At 73.1% G+C, this 17,089-nt stretch carries 16 protein-coding genes; 6 read left to right on the forward strand and 10 right to left on the reverse strand.

Annotated features, from left to right (window positions below):
• Window positions 1–19: 19 nt before the first annotated feature.
• Window positions 20–394: a pyridoxamine 5'-phosphate oxidase family protein gene (locus BLV05_RS21935; RefSeq protein ID WP_046770447.1), complete on the reverse strand. Its 375-nt coding sequence runs from the start codon at window positions 392–394 to the stop codon at window positions 20–22.
• Window positions 395–444: 50 nt separating this feature from the next.
• Between BLV05_RS21935 and BLV05_RS21940 the strand changes: the two genes are divergently transcribed.
• Together BLV05_RS21940 and BLV05_RS21945 are read left to right on the forward strand one after the other, a co-directional pair.
• On the forward strand, window positions 445–1,149 hold the full coding sequence (locus BLV05_RS21940; RefSeq protein WP_046770448.1) for a response regulator: 705 nt from the start codon (window positions 445–447) through the stop codon (window positions 1,147–1,149).
• 22 nt (window positions 1,150–1,171) lie between these two features.
• Complete coding sequence (locus tag BLV05_RS21945) at window positions 1,172–3,565, forward strand: HAD-IC family P-type ATPase (protein ID WP_046770449.1); 2,394 nt, start codon at window positions 1,172–1,174, stop codon at window positions 3,563–3,565.
• Here the strand turns inward: BLV05_RS21945 and BLV05_RS21950 are convergent.
• On the reverse strand, window positions 3,547–5,265 hold the full coding sequence (locus BLV05_RS21950; protein ID WP_046770450.1) for a sensor histidine kinase: 1,719 nt from the start codon (window positions 5,263–5,265) through the stop codon (window positions 3,547–3,549). The two genes, BLV05_RS21945 and BLV05_RS21950, sit on opposite strands and share 19 nt — an antisense overlap.
• 264 nt (window positions 5,266–5,529) lie before the next feature.
• On the opposite strand from BLV05_RS21950, the gene BLV05_RS37775 reads away from it, so the two are divergent.
• On the forward strand, window positions 5,530–5,829 hold the full coding sequence (locus BLV05_RS37775; protein ID WP_046770451.1) for a DUF1905 domain-containing protein: 300 nt from the start codon (window positions 5,530–5,532) through the stop codon (window positions 5,827–5,829).
• A 33-nt stretch (window positions 5,830–5,862) separates the two neighbouring features.
• Here the strand turns inward: BLV05_RS37775 and BLV05_RS21960 are convergent, their stop codons facing one another.
• The gene (locus BLV05_RS21960; RefSeq protein WP_046770452.1) at window positions 5,863–6,213 is read right to left on the reverse strand and encodes a hypothetical protein; all 351 of its coding nucleotides are present in this window, start codon (window positions 6,211–6,213) and stop codon (window positions 5,863–5,865) included.
• Between the two features lie 116 nt (window positions 6,214–6,329).
• On the opposite strand from BLV05_RS21960, the gene BLV05_RS21965 reads away from it, so the two are divergent.
• Entirely contained in the window at window positions 6,330–6,755 is a 426-nt protein-coding gene (locus tag BLV05_RS21965) for a DUF7144 family membrane protein (protein WP_046770453.1), read from the forward strand.
• A 109-nt stretch (window positions 6,756–6,864) separates the two neighbouring features.
• On the opposite strand, the gene BLV05_RS21970 is transcribed toward BLV05_RS21965, so the two are convergent.
• From BLV05_RS21970 to BLV05_RS21985, 4 genes are read right to left on the reverse strand one after another with little or no spacing between them, the layout of a single operon-like run.
• On the reverse strand, window positions 6,865–7,785 hold the full coding sequence (locus BLV05_RS21970; RefSeq protein ID WP_082155479.1) for a formylglycine-generating enzyme family protein: 921 nt from the start codon (window positions 7,783–7,785) through the stop codon (window positions 6,865–6,867).
• The gene (locus BLV05_RS21975; protein ID WP_046770454.1) at window positions 7,769–8,260 is read right to left on the reverse strand and encodes a DUF1269 domain-containing protein; all 492 of its coding nucleotides are present in this window, start codon (window positions 8,258–8,260) and stop codon (window positions 7,769–7,771) included. The genes BLV05_RS21970 and BLV05_RS21975 overlap by 17 nt, the downstream gene beginning before the upstream one ends.
• Before the next feature lie 19 nt (window positions 8,261–8,279).
• On the reverse strand, window positions 8,280–10,601 hold the full coding sequence (locus tag BLV05_RS21980) for an arylsulfatase (protein WP_046770455.1): 2,322 nt from the start codon (window positions 10,599–10,601) through the stop codon (window positions 8,280–8,282).
• 39 nt (window positions 10,602–10,640) lie between these two features.
• Window positions 10,641–12,359: a SulP family inorganic anion transporter gene (locus BLV05_RS21985; protein ID WP_046770456.1), complete on the reverse strand. Its 1,719-nt coding sequence runs from the start codon at window positions 12,357–12,359 to the stop codon at window positions 10,641–10,643.
• Between the two features lie 250 nt (window positions 12,360–12,609).
• Between BLV05_RS21985 and BLV05_RS21990 the strand changes: the two genes are divergently transcribed.
• Together BLV05_RS21990 and BLV05_RS21995 are read left to right on the forward strand one after the other, a co-directional pair.
• Complete coding sequence (locus tag BLV05_RS21990) at window positions 12,610–13,287, forward strand: GAP family protein (RefSeq protein ID WP_046770532.1); 678 nt, start codon at window positions 12,610–12,612, stop codon at window positions 13,285–13,287.
• Window positions 13,284–14,909 carry a SulP family inorganic anion transporter gene (locus BLV05_RS21995; RefSeq protein WP_046770457.1) on the forward strand — a complete coding sequence of 542 codons (1,626 nt, stop codon included), beginning with the start codon at window positions 13,284–13,286 and terminating at the stop codon, window positions 14,907–14,909. Before BLV05_RS21990 ends, BLV05_RS21995 begins: the two co-directional genes overlap by 4 nt.
• An 11-nt stretch (window positions 14,910–14,920) precedes the next feature.
• Here BLV05_RS21995 and BLV05_RS22000 read toward each other — a convergent pair whose 3' ends face one another.
• From BLV05_RS22000 to BLV05_RS22010, 3 genes are read right to left on the reverse strand one after another with little or no spacing between them, the layout of a single operon-like run.
• Window positions 14,921–16,408 carry a hypothetical protein gene (locus tag BLV05_RS22000; RefSeq protein ID WP_152690893.1) on the reverse strand — a complete coding sequence of 496 codons (1,488 nt, stop codon included), beginning with the start codon at window positions 16,406–16,408 and terminating at the stop codon, window positions 14,921–14,923.
• A gap of 4 nt (window positions 16,409–16,412) precedes the next feature.
• Window positions 16,413–16,637 carry a hypothetical protein gene (locus tag BLV05_RS22005; RefSeq protein ID WP_046770458.1) on the reverse strand — a complete coding sequence of 75 codons (225 nt, stop codon included), beginning with the start codon at window positions 16,635–16,637 and terminating at the stop codon, window positions 16,413–16,415.
• A complete protein-coding gene (locus BLV05_RS22010) occupies window positions 16,634–17,032 on the reverse strand; it encodes a DUF6325 family protein (protein ID WP_052762745.1) in 399 nt (132 codons plus the stop codon). Before BLV05_RS22010 ends, BLV05_RS22005 begins: the two co-directional genes overlap by 4 nt.
• Between the last annotated feature and the right edge of the window lie 57 nt (window positions 17,033–17,089).

The raw sequence follows: 17,089 nt of genomic DNA on the forward strand, positions 1-17,089 counted from the left end.
GCCTTGCTTCACGCCGCATTCATGCGGCGGCCGGCTCCCCTGACGGCACGATCCGCCGGCCGCGGACGATCTCGGGCCTGATCCGCAGGCCGTCGCCCTCCGCCGTGGACCGCCCGATCGTGACGACGCACCAGCCGGTGCGCGCGACCGGGTCGTACTCGTCGGCCTGGAACGCCACGACGCCCAGCCGGTCGGCGGGCGGGAGCGACGGCGTCAGCCCGAACCGCACCACCACGTCGTCGCCGTCCAGCTCGAACACGACCGGCTCGATCGCCGGCAATGCGCCCTCGGTGAAGACCAGTCGGCCGATCGGGGCGCGCGCGAGGAGCGCATAACAGGTAGGCCGGTCCAGTGGATCCGCGCCACCCGGGCCGGCAGGGGTCGAGGGAAGCACCCGATCCACGCTCCTCCCGAACGGCCCTGGCCGGAAGGGACGAAGGTCCCATGACGGCGCCCGCGGGACGCAGTAGCGTCGGCACCGTGAGCACCGACCGCGTCGTCCGCGTCTTCCTGCTCGACGACCACGAGGTGGTCCGCCGCGGCGTCTCCGCCCTGCTGGAGACCGAACCCGACATCGAGGTGGTCGGCGAGGCCGGCACCGCCGAGCAGGCGATGGCCCGCATCCCCGCCCTCCAGCCCGACGTCGCCATCCTCGACGTCCGCCTCCCCGACGGTGACGGCGTCACCGTCTGCCGCGAGATGCGCTCGCGGCTGCCGGGACTGCAGTGCCTCATGTTCACGTCGTTCGCCGACGACGACGCGCTGTTCGACGCCGTCATGGCCGGCGCCGCGGGCTACGTCCTCAAGCAGGTCCACGGCACCGACCTCATCGGCGCGGTCCGGGCACTGGCCGACGGCAAGTCGCTGATCGACCCCGAGAGCACGGCCCGCATGCTGGCCCGGCTGCGCGACCGCGCCACCCGCGCCGACCCGCTGGCCGCGCTGACCGACCAGGAGCGGCGCATCCTCGACCTCATCGGCGAGGGCCTGACGAACCGGCAGATCGGCGAGCGGATGTTCCTCGCCGAGAAGACCATCAAGAACTACGTCTCCAACCTGCTCGCCAAGCTCGACCTGAGCCGGCGCACCCAGGCGGCGGCGCTGTCGGCGCAGCTCAAGGCCGCGGCCAAAGACCATCCCGGCCGCTGACGCGCGCCGATAGGGTCCTCCCATGACCTCCGACCGGACGACCCTGCCCGCCGACGTCGCACGCGGGCTCACGACGGCGGAGGTGGCAGAGCGCGTCGCAGCCGGTCGCACCAACGACGTGCCGGCCCGGGCCAGCCGCGGCGTCTGGGAGATCGTCCGCGCCAACGTCTTCACCCGTATCAACGCGATCCTGTTGGTGCTGTTCCTGATCGTGCTGTCGACGGGCTCGCTGCTCGACGGCCTGTTCGGCGGGATGATCGTCGCCAACAGCGTCGTCGGCCTGGTGCAGGAGATGCGGGCCAAGCGCACCCTCGACCGCCTCACCATCGTGGGGCAGGCCCGGCCGCGGGTCCGACGCGACGGCGCCACCGTCGACCTCGCGCCGAACGAGGTGGTCGCCGACGACGTCATCGAGATGAGCGCGGGCGACCAGGTCGTCGTCGACGGCGAGGTCGTCGCGGCCGACGCGCTGGAGGTCGACGAGTCGCTGCTCACCGGCGAGTCCGACCCGGTGGTGAAGCACCCGGGCGACCCGGTGATGTCCGGCAGCTTCGTCGTGGCCGGCAACGGCGCCTACCGCGCCACCAAGGTGGGCCGCGAGGCGTACGCGGCCAAGCTGGCCGAGGAGGCCAGCCGGTTCACCCTGGTCAACTCCGACCTGCGCAACGGCGTCAACACCATCCTGCGGTTCATCACCTACCTGCTGATCCCGGCCGGCGCGCTGTCGATCTACAACCAGCTGTCCGGCGACCAGGACCTCCCCGACGCGCTGAACGGCATGGTGGCGGCGCTGGTGCCGATGGTGCCCGAGGGCCTGGTCCTCATGCTGTCCATCGCGTTCGCGGTCGGCGTGGTGCGGCTCGGCCGGCGCCAGTGCCTGGTCAACGAGCTGCCCGCGATCGAGGGGCTGGCCCGGGTCGACACCGTCTGCGCCGACAAGACCGGCACGCTGACGGAGAACGCCATGCGACTGGCCGAGGTGCGCGACCTCGACGGCGACCCCGCCGGCGTCCGGACGGCGCTGGGCGCGCTGGCCGCCGCCGACCCGCGGCCCAACGCCAGCCTGCAGGCCATCGCCGAGGCGCACCCCGACGACCCCGGCTGGCGGGTCACCGGCGTCGCGCCGTTCTCGTCGGCGCGCAAGTGGAGCGGCGCCAGCTTCGACGGGAACGGTCACTGGGTGCTCGGCGCACCCGACGTGCTGCTGCCGGCCGGCGACCCCACCCGCGACGACGCCGAGCGCACCGGCGCGCAGGGGCTGCGGGTGCTGCTGCTCGGCCGCTCCGACGGGCCTGTCGACGCCGTGGGCGCGCCCGGCGCCGTCACGCCGGCGGCGCTGGTCGTCCTGGAGCAGAAGGTCCGCCCCGACGCGAAGGACACGCTCGCGTACTTCGCCGAGCAGGACGTCACCGTCAAGGTCATCTCCGGCGACAACGCGGCCTCCGTCGGCGCGGTCGCCGGGTCGCTCGGGCTGCCCGGCGCCACGCACACCGTCGACGCCCGCACGCTGCCCGGCGACCGCGAGGCGCTGGCCGACGTGCTGAACGACAACGCCGTCTTCGGCCGCGTCACGCCCGACCAGAAGCGGGCCATGGTCGGCGCGCTGCAGTCGCGCGGGCACACGGTCGCGATGACCGGCGACGGCGTCAACGACGTGCTCGCACTCAAGGACGCCGACATCGGCGTGGCCATGGGCGCCGGCAGCCCGGCCACCCGGTCGGTGGCGCAGATCGTGCTGCTCGACAACAAGTTCGCGACGCTGCCGCACGTCGTGGCCGAGGGCCGCCGCGTCATCGGCAACATCGAGCGGGTCGCCACGCTGTTCCTCACCAAGACGGTCTACTCGGTGCTGCTGGCGTTCATGGTCGGTGTGCCCGGCCTGGTCGGCTTCGACGCGCTGCCGTACCCGTTCTACCCGCGGCACGTCACGATCACCGGCTGGTTCACCATCGGCGTGCCGGCGTTCGTGCTGTCGCTGGCGCCGAACACCGAGCGGGCCCGGCCGGGCTTCGTCCGCCGGGTGATGCGCACGTCGGTGCCGGCCGGCATCGTCATCGGGGTGGCGTGTTTCGTCGCCTACATTCTCACCTACGAAGGCGCCGACGCCGGTGAGGAGGCGCGCACGCAGTCCACCACCACAGCGCTGATCACGCTGACGATCATCGCGCTGTGGGTGCTGGCCATCGTCGCCCGTCCCTACGCGCCGTGGAAGATCGCGCTGGTGGTCCTCATGGCGTCGTCGTCGGCGCTGATGTTCGTGCTGCCGTTCACCCAGGACCTGTTCCTGCTCGACCCCAGCAACACCGGGTACACCGTCATCGGGCTGATCTGCGCGGCCGTCGGCGTCGTGCTGGTCGAGCTGGTCTGGGCGTGGAGCGGCCGCGACGCCCGCGAGCGTCAGGCCGTCGCGGACTGAGCGCCGGCCGGGACGTCCCAGCACACCTCGGTGCCGCCCTCCGGGGCCGGCTCAGCGGTGAACGTGCCGCCCAGCCGCCCGGCCCGCTCGGCCAGGTTGGCCAGGCCGCTGCTGTGGTGCTCAGGCGGCAACCCCACCCCGTTGTCGGTGACGGTGACGCGCAGCCGGCCGCCGGACAGCTCGACGACGGCGCTCGCCCGCGACGCCTTGGCGTGGCGCACGACGTTGGACAGCGACTCCTGCAGCACCGGCACCAGCTGGTCGCCGACGTCGTCGGGCACGGCGTTGTCCAGCTCGCCGATCAGCTGCAGGCCGGGCGCGAACCCGAGCTGCTCCCCCGCCGACTGCACGACGGCGACCAGCCGGCCGCGCAGCGTGTCGATGACGTCCTCGTTGGCCGACTGCAGCGCGAAGATGGTCGAGCGGATCTGCCGGATGGTCGCGTCGAGGTCGTCGACGGTGCGCTCCACCCGCGTCGCGACGTCCGGCCGGTCGATCAGCCGGGCGGCGGCCGTGAGGCTCATCGCGCTGGCGAACAGCCGCTGGACCACGACGTCGTGCAGGTCGCGGGCGATGCGCTCGCGGTCGTCGACCAGCCCGTGCCGTTCGGCGTCCTTGCGGGCGTCGGCCAGCTCCAGCCCGACCGCGGCCTGGCTGGCGAAGGCCTGCAACATGCGCACCGCCGGACCGGCGAACGGCTGCTCGCCGCGCCGCCTGACCAGCACCAGCACGCCGCGCACCAGCCGCGGCGGTGCGCCCAGCGGCACCAGCACCGCCGGCCCGGCGGGCAGCCGGTCCAGCAGCGGCGCCGGCTCGGCGCCCGCACGGATCTCGGCGACGACCCGCGGCTCACCGGTCCGCAGCACCGATTCGGACAGCGTGCCGCCGGCGGAGAACCGCAGTCCGTCCAGCTCGCCGGCGTGGTCGCCGTCGGCCGTGAGCACCCGCATGAGCCCGGCCGCTCCATCGTCGGGCGCGACGACGATCGCCGCGTGCGCCGACGACATGGCCCGCGCGCGCGAGGCGATCAGCGCCAGCGCGTCGTCGAGCTCGGTACCCGACAGCAGCGCCTGGGTGACCTCGGCCGACGCGTCCAGCCAGGTCTCGCGGCGGCGGCTGGCGTCGTACAGGCGGGCGTTCTCGATGGCGATGCCCGCGGCCGTGGCCAGCGCCGTCACCACGGTCTCGTCCTGCTCGTCGAAGTCGCGGCCGCCGTTCTTCTCCGTCAGGTACAGGTTGCCGAACACGGCGTCGCGGACCCGGATCGGCACCCCGAGGAAGCTGCGCATCGGCGGGTGCCCCGCCGGGAACCCGTACGACTCGGGGTGCTCGGCGATCTCGCCCAGCCGCAGCGGCTTCGGTTCCTTGATCAGCAGGCCGAGCAGGCCGCGCCCGTGCGGCCACTCCGCGATGTGGGCGATCTCGCCGGCCGTCACGCCGATCGGGATGAACTGCGACAGCTGGCCGTCGTCGCCGATGATGCCGAGCGCGCCGTAGCGGCAGTCGGCGAGGTCGATCGCGACCTCGACGATGCGGCGCAGCGCCGCCTCGAGCTCCAGCTCCCGCCCGATCGACACCACGGCCTCGAGCAGTGCGTGCACCCCGTCCCTGGCGGCCACCACCGCCTGCAGCCGTGCCTGCACCTCGGCCAGCAGCTGATCGAGTGGGACCTTCGGGAGGAGGTGCTCAGACTCATACACGCGCGATCAACCCCCTGCCGCCCGGGGTCAGTGTCGCATCGAGCAGCAGCGATGTCGAGGACGGCGCGGTCAGAGGGCCCGGCCCGGCCGGGACCTTGGTCCCATCGGAGGCCGACCTTCGCCCGGTCCGCGAGCGCCCCGGGCGCGGTGCACTGGGTACGGGCGGAGCACGTGGCCGCACCGCGGGGGAAGGCTCGGGGCCGGTCGGGGGTGCCGGCCCCGAGTCGCGCCCGGGCTGTCAGTGGCGGCTGCCAGACTGGCCCGGTGCAGCAGGCGTACACGTTCGACGGCGACCTGTGGGCCTACGGCGGCGAGGCCTCGTGGGTGTTCGTCACGGTGCCGTCCGAGGTCTCGGCCGACATCCGCGCTCGTCCACGCCCGCCGCGGCCGGGGTTCGGCTCGCTGAAGGTCGGCGTGCGGGTCGGCGGCACGTCCTGGTCCACGTCGATCTTCCCCGACGCGAAGAGCGGCTGCTACGTGCTGCCGGTCAAGAAGGCGGTACGGACCGCCGAGAGGCTCGACGACGGCGACACGCTGACGGTCGAGCTGACCCTCCGCGAGTAGTCCGCCGGGCCGCCGGGCCGCCGTCGAGACAGGTCAGGAGGTCCAGACGGCGATCAGCCCGATCTGCACCGCCAGCACGATCGCGACGGTGAGCCACTGCCGGCCGATCGACCAGTGCTTGGCAACGGCCACGAGCACCAGGACCGCCCCGCCGACGCCGCCCACGACGCCGGTGACCCCCTGACCGGCCGAACCCGCCAGCAGCCCGCCGGCGGCGACGAACAGTCCGAGCGCGGCCGTGCCGATGATCATCGAGTCGCGCAGGAAGCCCTCGGCCAGCGCCGTCAGCAGGGCGGGCACCGCGCGAGCGGCGGACCGCCGGCGCTGCGGCGGCGTCCGGACGCGGTCGGGCTCGGTCTCCCCCGCGGGCTCGTCTCCGGACATATCGGTCACTCTATCGGCCGGCGGCGGTATCACCCCTGGTGGGTGATGCCGGGGCCGTCCCCGCATCGGGATCGTGAGATGCGGGGACGTCCCCGTGTCAGCTCGCAGGAGGAGTCATGACCGATTTCCGCACGTCGCCGACCGAGTCGACCCGGTCCGAGCCGCCCGGCTGGGCGTCCGGCGGGGTCATCTTCGCCGCGACGATGATGATCATCATCGGCGTCTTCCAGGCGCTCGAGGGACTGGCGGCGATCATCGACGACGAGTTCTACGTCGTGCTGCCCAATTACACGTTCGACCTGGACATCACCGCATGGGGCTGGGTGCACCTGATCATCGGCGTCCTCATCGCCCTGGCCGGCTTCTTCCTGTTCACCGGCAGCAGCGTCGCCGGAGGGGTGGCGATCGGGCTCGCCGCCGTGAGCGCGATCAGCAACTTCTTCTTCATCCCCTACTACCCGTTCTGGTCGCTGCTGATCATCGCGATCAACGTGTTCGTGATCTGGGCGATCGCGAGGTCCGGCATCCTCAGCGCCAGGTGACGGCGCACGGCGTTGCGGGCTCGCCCGCCGCGATGGTTGGCAGTTTGGTGGGTCTATGGCACCACCAAACTGCCAACCATCGGCAGTGTGAGGGCCGCGGGCGTGGGACTCACTCGTCGGCGACGCAGCGGAAGCCGATGTTGCCGGCCGAGCTGTCAGGCGTGTTGGAGCTGCGTGCGTCGACCCGGTAGCGGAAGCAGTAGCTGTCGTGGCACAGGTAGGAGCCGCCGCGCATCGCCTTGGCGCCGGCCCGCGCGGGGTCGCGCTGGTCGAACCAGTTCGCGCACCACTCCCACACGTTGCCGGTCATGTTGTGCAGGCCGTAGCCGTTGGGCGGGTAGGCGTCGGCCGGCGCGGTGCCGACGAAGCCGTCGGCGGCGGTGTTCTTCGCCGGGAAGCTGCCCTGCCAGACGTTCATGCGGTGCTCGCCGCCGGGCTCGCGCTCGTCGCCCCACGGGTAGCGGCTCTGCACCAGCCCGCCGCGGGCGGCGTACTCCCACTCCTCCTCGGTGGGCAGCCGCTTGCCCGCCCAGCGGGCGTAGGCGCGAGCGTCGCGCCAGGTGACGTGGACGACGGGGTGGTCCATGCGCTCGTCGATGCCCGACGCCGGGCCCTCCGGGTGCCGCCAGTCGGCCCCGTACACCTCACGCCACCACGGCGCCGCCGCGACGCCGCGGGTCGGCGGGTGGTCGCCGGGCAGCAGGCCGGCGAAGACGAACGACGTGCCGAACCGCTCGGCCAGCGTGATCCAGCCGGTGGCCTCGGTGAACTCGGCGAAGGCCGCGTTCGTCACCGTGGTGACGTCGATGCGGAACGGCTCGAGCCTCACCTCGCGGACCGGGCCCTCGCCGTCGGCCGGGTAGCCGTCGCCGGCGTCGGTGCCCATGAGGAACGCGCCGCCGGGCAGCGTCACCATCGCGCCGCCGGGCGCCGACGCGGCTGGTGGCGGCGCCGTCAGCGACGGCACCGCCACCAGGTGCGGCTCGCGGGCGGCCGCACAGCACGGCGCCGGGTCACTCGGCGAAGGCATCCCGGAGTTTCTCCTCCTGCTCCATGGTCAGGTTGGACTGGACCAGCTCGGCCCGCAGCCCGGACTCCTCGAACGCCTGGAGGACCTTGTCCTGCACGGCGCCGCTGGTGAGGACGAACAGCGCGGACGTCCCAGGGGTGACTTTATCGCGGGTCTGCCGGATGAAGTCGTCGTCGATGCCGACGTCGCTGAGCGACCCGCCCAGCGCGCCGGCGGCCGCGCCGACCGCCGCGCCCAGCAGCGGGACGAAGAACAGCAGGCCGAACAGCATCCCCCAGAACGCCCCGCCGAGCGCGCCGATCCTGGTCATGCTGGACAGCTGGCGGGTCTTCGGCTTCTTCTTGTCCGGCTCCCAGGACACCGTGGCGGCGTCGTGGACCTGGATCAGCTCCTGTTTCTGCAGCGACTCCAGCAGCGTGACGGAGCGGTCGGCGGCGGTGGGGTCGTCGAACTTCCAGACGGTGAACGTGGCCATGAGCGGGTCTCCTTGTGTGCTAGTCGCGGGCGAGAGCGGCGTTGAGCTGCCGCTCGAGGTCCAGATAGCGGTCGTCGGCCACGTTGACCTCGACCTTCACGATGCGGCCGCCGGTGAACGGGAACCGCTGCGGGTACTGCCGGGTGACGGCGTCGCCGCCGTCGTAGCCGACGCACAGGCCCTCGCCGCACAGCGCGAAGTGCCCGGTCTGGGTGCGCAGCGCGCCCTTGGCCACCGCCGTCTCGTCGACGTAGAGCGTGGCGGTGCCGTGCGACTCGCCGTGCTCGCCGGTCCGCTCCTTGGCGAACTCGACGCCGAGGACGTGCCGGCCGTCGGGCAGCGCGCCGGAGACCAGCTCCTGCTCCGGCGCGAGGCCGAGGAAGTTGTAGACGTAGTGCAGCCGGCCGTCCTGGACGAACAGCGTGTGGCCGCCGAACCGCGACCCGTGCGCCAGGAGCACGCCCTGCGCCGACGCCGTCAGCTCCACCTCGGCGAGGATCCGGTACGAGACGCCGTGCGTGCTGGCGGCCGAACGCTCCGGCACGTCGGCGGTGCCCGGGTAGTAGGTGTACGTGCCGCCGGCCGGTGCCGGCGCCTGGAACTCGTAGGTGATGTAGTCGAGCACCCCGAGGTCGTTGAGCGGCAGCACGTCGTACTTGCCGGCCTCCTCGAACCAGAGGTCCACCAGCTCGCGCAGCTTCTCCGGGTGCTCGTCGGCGAGGTCGTGCGCCTCGGCGCGGTCGGCGTCGGTGTGGAACAGCTGCCACCGGTCGTCGGCGAAGTGCCCGAGGTCCGACGGCATCGGGCCGTGGACGGCGACGGCCTTCCAGCCGTCGTGCCACAGCGCCCGGGTGCCGAGCATCTCGTAGTACTGTGTGCGCCGGTTCGTCGGCGCGGCGTCGTCGTCGAAGCTGTACCGCATCGACGCGCCCGGCAGCGGCGTCTGCGCGTACCCGAGCACCGTGTCAGGCAGCTCGACGCCGCAGCAGTCGAGGATCGTCGGCACGACGTCGATCGCGTGGTGGTACTGGTCGCGCACCTCGCCGCGGGCCTTGATCCCGCTCGGCCAGGAGATCACCAGCGGGTCGCAGACGCCGCCCTGGTACGAGTACCGCTTGAACATGCGGTACGGCGTCGAGAACGCCATCGCCCAGCCGGTCGGGTAGTGGTTGTAGGTGTCCGGGCCGCCCAGCCGGTCGATCATCGGCAGGTTGTCCTCGATGGTGTCCGGCCAGCCGTTGAAGAACTTGTTCTCGTTGACCGAGCCGTTCGGGCTGCCCTCCCCCGACGCGCCGTTATCCGCGCAGTAGAAGACGAGGGTGTTGTCCAGCTGCCCGGACTCGTCCAGGTAGTCGATCAGCCGGCCGGTCTCGTGGTCGGTGTACTCGGAGAACGCGGCGTAGACCTCGGCCATCCGGCTGAACAGCCGCTGCTCGTCCGCGCTGAGCGAGTCCCACGGCCGGACGGCGTCCTGCGGGCTGGTGGTGCCGTCCGGCATCGGGTTCATCGGGGTCAGCTCGGTGTCGTCCGGCAGGATCCCGCGCGCCTTCATCCGCGGCAGGACCCACTCGCGGTAGGCCTCGTAGCCGGCGTCGAAGGCGCCGCGGTACTTGTCGATCCACTCGCGCGGGGCATGGTGCGGCGCGTGGTTGGCGCCCGGGCAGTAGAACAGGTACCAGGGCTTGTCCGGCGCGGTCTGCCGGCTGTCGCGGACGAACTCGATCGCCTTGTCCGCGAGGTCCTTGGACAGGTGGTAGCCGTCCTCGGGCAGGTACGGCTGCTCGGTGTAGTGGTCGTCCTCGGCGAGGTCGGGGTACCACTGGTTGGTCTCGCCGCCGATGAAGCCGTAGAACCGGTCGAAGCCGCGGCGGATCGGCCAGTTCCGCTTCGACGCGCCCATGGCGAACTCGTCGACCGGGACGTTGTGGTTCTTGCCGACCCAGAACGTGTTCCAGCCGGCGTCGCCGAGCACCTGCGCCAGGTAGGCGTTCTCCATCGGGATGTGCGTGTGGTTGCCGGGGAAGCCGGTGGCCGACTCGGCGATCGTCGCGAACGCGTTCTGGTGGTGGTTGCGGCCGGTGAGCAGGCACGACCGGGTCGGCCCGCACAACGCGGTCGTGTGCCACTGGCTGTACGTCAGCCCGTTCGCGGCCAGCCGGTCCAGCGTCGGCATCTCGATCCGTCCGCCGTACGGCGACCACGCCGCCTGCCCGGTGTCGTCGTAAAGGATGACCAGGACGTTCGGCGCGCCCTCCGGAGCCCGGCGGGCCAGGAACGGCGTCCAGTCGGGTACGGAGTCGCGGATGTCGAGGTTGATGACGCCGTCGAACCGCTCGGCCATGGGTCCCCCTCGCTGTCGCCCCCGTCGTCCCCCGTCTGCTCATCGTCGGGCGGCGCCGTCGCCGGCGGCCTCACCTTCTCCGGGTGAGGTCGCCGCGACCGCCGCGTCGACCGTCGGGTACAGCCGGTTCAGCACCGTCGCCGCGCCGGTCCGCCGCAGCACGTCGCGCACCTGCCCCACGTCGCCGACGGCGAGCAGCTCTACGCCGCGAGCGCGCAGCTCGGCGGCGGTGTCGCGGAGCATCCCCGCCGCGGTGACGTCGACGGACGGGACGGTGGCGGCGTCGAGCACCAGCGCGTGGACGCCGTCGGCGGCGGCCAGCTCCAGCAGCCGCTCCTGGACCGCGTCGGCGTTGGCGAAGTACAGCCCGCTCTCCACCCGAACCACCACGACGCCGTCAGCCGGGGAGCTCCCCGGTTCCCGGGCGAGGTCCACCCACTGGCCGCCCGGGACGCGGCCGAGCACGGCGACGTGCGGGTGCGCCGTCCGGGCCAGCAGCAGGATCACCGACAGCACGACGCCGATGAGCAGGCCCGGCAGCGTGTCGAAGACGAGGACGCCGAGCAGGGCGCCGGAGGCGCAGATGAAGTCCGCCCGCGCGGCCCGGCCGTAGATGGTGGTCAGCGCGGCCGTGTTGACGTCGTACAACCGCCGCAGCCCGCCGACGTCGACCAGTTCGATCACCGCCGCGATGACGACGGCGGCCAGCGCCGGCTCCGGCAGGTCCGCGAACAGCGGCGTCAGCAGCAGCAACGTCAGCACCGTCAGCGCGGCGACCGTCCAGCCGGACACCTGCGACCGCGCGCCCGCGCCGCCGTTGACCGCCGTCTTCGACAGGCTGCCGTTCACCACCATGCCGTTGAGGAACCCGGCGCCGAGGTTGGCCGCGCCCAGCCCGGCCAGCTCCCGGTCGGCGTCGATCCGGTAGCCGTCGCGGCGGGCGTAGGTCTTGGCCGCGCCGAGGCCCTCGGCGAAGCCGACCAGCATCACCCCGGCCGCGCCCGACAGCAGCAGCGGGATGTCCGCGGCCGCGGCCAGGTCCGGCACGTTCGGCGCCGGCAGCCCCGCCTCGATGTCCCCGACGACGGCGACGCCGCGGTCCTGCAGGTTCAGCGCGGCCGACAGGACGATGCCGAGGACGACCGCCGCCAGCGATCCGGGGACCAGCGGCGCCGTGCGGCGCAGGACGAGCACCAGTGCGAGGCAGAGTCCGCCGACGGCCGCGGCCCAGCCGTTGGCGTCCTGGAGCGACGTCAGGACGGCCCAGAGCTTCTGGAAGAAGTTGCCCTCGCCGCCCTCGAGCCCGAACAGCTTCGGCAACTGCCCGACGATGATCACCAGCGCCATCCCGACGATGAAGCCCTTGAGCACCGGTTCGGAGACGAAGTTGGCCAGGAAGCCCAGCCGCAGCAGCCCGGCCAGCACCGCCAGCGTACCGACCGCGAGCGCCAGGCCCGCCGTATAAGCGGGGAAGTCCCCGGATCCGCTCGACACGATCCCGCCGACCACTCCCGCCGACAACGCCGCCGTCGCCGACATCGGCCCGACGACCAGGTGCCGGGAGCTGCCGAACAGCGGGTACAGGATCAGGGCCGGGATCGCCGCGTACAGCCCCACCACCGGCGATACCCCGGCGATCGACGCGTAGGCCAGCGACTCCGGGATCAGCACCGCCCACACCGTCAGCCCGGCCACCAGGTCGCGGCGCAGCCACGACCGCCGGTAGCCGCGCAACGACCCCAACAACCACGCCGGCATGCGGCCATCGTCGGCTCCGACCGGCGGCCGCTGCCTCACCCCCTTCGGGTGACGCCGCCCTCCCCCGCCCCGCGCCCCCGCACCCCGCGACGTTGATCTTGGAGTTGTTCGGCATTCACGGGGCGAAATGTCCGGTAGATGGCCGAAGAACTCCAAGATCAACGTGGGCGGGGGGTCACCCCGTTCGGGTGACGCCGCGCCTGGCCGGCCGCCGCGACGATGGCCGGGACTCGGGCGGGTGGAGGCGGGCATGGGCGAGGCGATCGGGGCGGTCCTGCCGCTCGGGGTGGGCGTGGCACTGAGCCCGCTGCCGATCGTCGCGGTCGTCCTGATGCTGAGCAGCCGCCGCGGCCGCGTGACCGGGCCGGCGTTCCTGATCGGCTGGCTGGCCGGCCTGGCCGTCGCCGGGACGGTGGTGCTGCTGGCGGCGGCCGCTGCCGATCCGGCCGACGGCGGCGAGCCGGCGGACTGGGTCGGCTGGCTGAAGCTGGCGCTCGGCCTGCTCGTCCTGCTCCTCGCCGTCCGGACCTGGCGGCAACGGCCCATCGGCGACGCCGAGCCGGAGCTGCCGGGCTGGATGGCGGCGCTCGACTCCTGGTCGGCCGTCCGCTCATGCGGCCTCGGCGCCGCGCTGTCCGCCGTCAACCCGAAGAACCTCATGCTCACCGTCGCGGCGGGCGCGGCCATCGCGCAGACCGGCATCGGCGCCGGCGAGCAGGCGGTCGCGCTGGCGGTGTTCGTGGTTCTCGGCACGCTCGGGGTCGGGTTGCCGGTCGTGCTCACGTGGGTGCTGGGCGAGCGCGCCGACGCGATGCTGGCCGACCTCAAGACGTGGCTGGCCCGGAACAACGCGGCCGTGCTGACGGTCGTGCTGCTGGTGATCGGCGCCAAGCTGGTCGGCGACGGCATCGCCGGGCTGTCCGGGTGACCAGCGCCGCCGTCCCCGCCAGGACGACCGCCGCGGTCCGCGCCGACGTCGTCGCGGGGGTCGTGGCGGGCGCGGTGGTGATCCCGCAGGCGATGGGGTACGCGGGCGTGGCCGGGCTGCCGGTGGAGGTCGGCCTGTACACGTGCATCGTGCCGATGGTGGCGTACGCGCTGCTCGGCGGCGCCCGGAAGCTGAGCATGAGCACGACGTCCACCATCGTCGCGCTGGCGGGGCTGGCGCTGGCCGCCGCGGGCACGCCGGACGACCCGGACGAGGCGATGGCCGCGGTCAGCACGCTGACGCTGCTCACCGGACTGGCGCTGCTGCTGTTCTGGCTGCTCCGCCTCGGCTGGGTGGTCGACGCGATCTCGGACACCGTCGTCAGCGGGCTGAAGGTGGGCGTCGGGCTGACGATCATCGTCGACCAGCTGCCGCACCTGCTCGGCATCGACGCCGGGCCGGACGGGTTCCTGCGCGGCATCGGGCACATCGTGACGCACCTCGACGACGCGAACCGCGCCACCGTCGTCCTCGCCGCTCTGACGTTGGCCGGGCTGTGGGCGGTGCACCGGTGGGTGCCGCGGGTGCCCGGCCCGCTGCTCGCCGTCGCCGGTGGGATCGCGGCGACAGCGTGGGCGGACCTGCCCGCGCGCGGCGTCGAGCTGATCCCGGAGGTGCCGAGCGGCCTGCCCGTCCCGGCCGTCCCGCCGCTCGACGGCGCGACGACGATGCTGCCGTACGCGCTGGCCATCGCGCTGATGGCGTTCATGGAGACGATCGCCGTCGGCCGCAGCACCCGCGAGCCGGCCGACCCGCCGATCGGCACCGGCCGCGAGTTGCTCGCCAACGGGACCGCGGCGGTCGCCGGGGCGTTCGTCGCGACCGCGCCGCCGGCCGGCGGGTTCTCGCAGACGATGGTCAACGTCGGCGCCGGCGCCCGGACCCAGCTCAGCTCGCTAGTGACCGCCGCGGTCGCCGTGGCCGCGGCGCTGTTCCTCGCGCCGGTGCTCAGCGACCTGCCGGAGGCCACGCTGGCCGCCGTCGTCGTGGTCGCGGTGACCGGCCTGCTCGACGTCGACGAGCTGCGCCGCATCGCCCGGATCGATCGGGCCGAGGTGTGGGTCGCGGCGGCGACGGGGCTGCTCGCGCTGGTGACGAACCTGCTGGTGGGTGTTCTTGCAGGAGTGCTCCTGACCTACTACCTCGTCCTACGCCGACTGAACCATCCACTCCTATTTCAGGAGTCGCCACTACCCGGACTGCTAGTGGTCCGGATCGAGGGCGCCCTCTACACGATGAACGTGCGCACCGTTCAGACGGAACTGGTACGCCGCGCGACGACGGCCGACCCGCCTCCGCGGGTGCTGCTGCTGGACCTCGGCGCGACGCTGGACACGTCGGTGACGGTGATGGACGCCTTCGCGGCGACCGAGCAGCAGCTGGCCAGGGACGGCATCGCTCTCTGGGTGGCCGCCGTCCCGGAGGCGGCGCTGGTGAAGGCGCGGCGCACGGCGGCCTGGCCGTCCTGGCGCGACGGCGGCCGCGTGCACCCCTCGGTGCGGGCCGCCGTCGACGCCTACGAGCGCCTGGTCGCCGAGGGTCCGGACGACGCCGCCACCTGACCGTCCATCCCCTACGACGGCCGGGCGGCCGGCGGTCCGGGTCGCGCCGCCACCTGGCCCGTCGCCAGCTCGAGCGCCGCCAGCAACACACCCGCGACCAGCAGGATCGACAGCACCACGCCGGCGTTCGGGTAGTTCCAGAACACGAACACGAGCGCCGCGACCACCAGGACGGCCACCTGCACCGGCCGCTTGTGCTCGCGCAGCCAGCCGACCGCCGGCGAGTCGCGCCAACCCCAGCCGGTGCCGACGGAGCCCAGCCGCGCGACGCCGCGACGCACCGCGACCGCCTGTGGAGACGGCCCGGTCAGCCACGCCACCAGCGCCACGACCAGCCCGGCCGCCAGCACCGTGCGCAGGGTCGTCCGCAGCAGCGACACCACCTGGTCGAACAGCGCGCCCGCCGCGGCGTCGTCCACGGACGCCGGCAGCGCACCCAGGTAGACCGGCCGGACGACGGTGAGCGCGGCGCCGAGGGCGAGCATCGCCAGCCCGAGCCCGATCCCGGCGCCGATCAGCGCCCGCCGCCGGCCGCGGGCCACGAGCGCCCCGGCCGCGATCAGCCCCAGCGCGATGACCGGCAGCCACGTGCCCAGCCGGTCGATCAGCCGGAACCCGGCCTGCGCCGTCTCCACGTCGTCGGACTGGAACAGCGTCAGCTGCATGTCCACCGCCGGGATCGACCCGGCGCGCTGGAACCCCGCATCGACGAGCCGCTGCTTCGCGTCCTCGACGACCGGCGCCAGCTGGATGCTGACGGTGTTGCCCTCGACCTGGACGGCGCCGTTCTCGTTCTCGCCTGTCAGTACCGCCAGGAGCGCCTGGTGGGCGACCCGGTTGGCCTGCGTCCAGGCGTCGGCGAACCGGTCACTGGCGACGACGGCGCCGACCTGGTCGCCCACCCAGCCCTGGACGGCCCCGTCGATCGGCCCGGCCAGGTCGTTGAGCGTCGACGTCAGCCGCGGGCGGGCGCCCTGCGACGCGAGCAGGGCCGACGCCTCATTCACCACCGCCGGCACGTCGATCTCCTGCATCAGCCGGGCGGTGACGCGGTTCGTGACGGCCCGCTCGATGTCCGGGTCGCGGGCCAGCGGGCCGACGGTCTCGACGTACCGGTCGGTGTCGGTGACGACGGAGTCCAGCCACACCGCCGCGGTCGCCGGGATCGCGAGCAGGCAGCCGAGCACGATCAGGATCGGTGCGACCACCGCCCGCCAGCGTCCGCCGCCGGAGCCCGTCCCGGCCGCCGTCTCCCCCGGCGACGCGCCGCCGGAGCCGCCCGCCGAAGCGTCGGCGCCGGGCGGACCCGCCGCCCGCAGCCGCGTCACCTCGGAGCGCAGCCGCTCCAGCTCGGCCCGCTCCTCGTCACCGAGCGCCCTCTCACCCCCGGCCGCCGCCGAGTTGATCTTGGAGTTCTCGCGGGGTTGCGGTCCCTTTTGCCCGGTTGATTCCGCGGTTTCTCCAAGATCAACGTCTGGTGGGCGGGGCTCGCCGGCCATCGAGTCAGTCTCCGCCCGGCCGGGCCGCCACCAGCCGCTGTCCGGGCCGGTCCGCGCGGTCCACCTCCGGCGCACCGGCACCAGGCGCACCCGCGCCCGGAGCCGCCGGAGCCGGCCGGCGGGCGGTGGAGTGCGTCACCACGTTCGTGATCACCTGTGCGGTCCCGTCCAGGATCGCGGCTCGCGTCACCGCGCCCAGCAGTCCGGGCCGGTCGAATCGTCCGGTCATGGGTTCCCCCTCAACACGTCGTCGGCAGCTTCCGACGGGATCAAGACATGCAGCGCCACCTGGCCGCCGGCGTCGCGGATCGCCTCCGAGACGCGCCGCACCCAGGTGTTCTCGTACGCGATCAGCACCGCCGAGTGCCCCGGCGCCAGCGCGTCGGCGACCACGGCGATGTCCTCGTCGTTCACCAGCTCGCCCTCGGCGATCTCCACCCCGCCGAAGCCGAACGTGTCAGCGCCGTCGGCGAACTCGACGACCCGCAGGTCGCCGTTCGCCTCGCGCGTGGCGAACACGATGTCCAGCAGCGTGACGTCGCCCATGTCGACGACGCCGCGCAACGCTTCGACGGCGAGCGGGTCGACCCGCTCGCCGGGAAACGTCAGTATCAACACCTCCACCGGCCGGAACCTCATCGCAGCCCCCGTCTGCGTGTGGCCATGCACCACCCCATTCCC

Origin of the sequence: Jiangella alkaliphila, from assembly GCF_900105925.1 — a bacterium.
Taxonomy (GTDB): Bacteria; Actinomycetota; Actinomycetes; order Jiangellales; family Jiangellaceae; genus Jiangella; species Jiangella alkaliphila.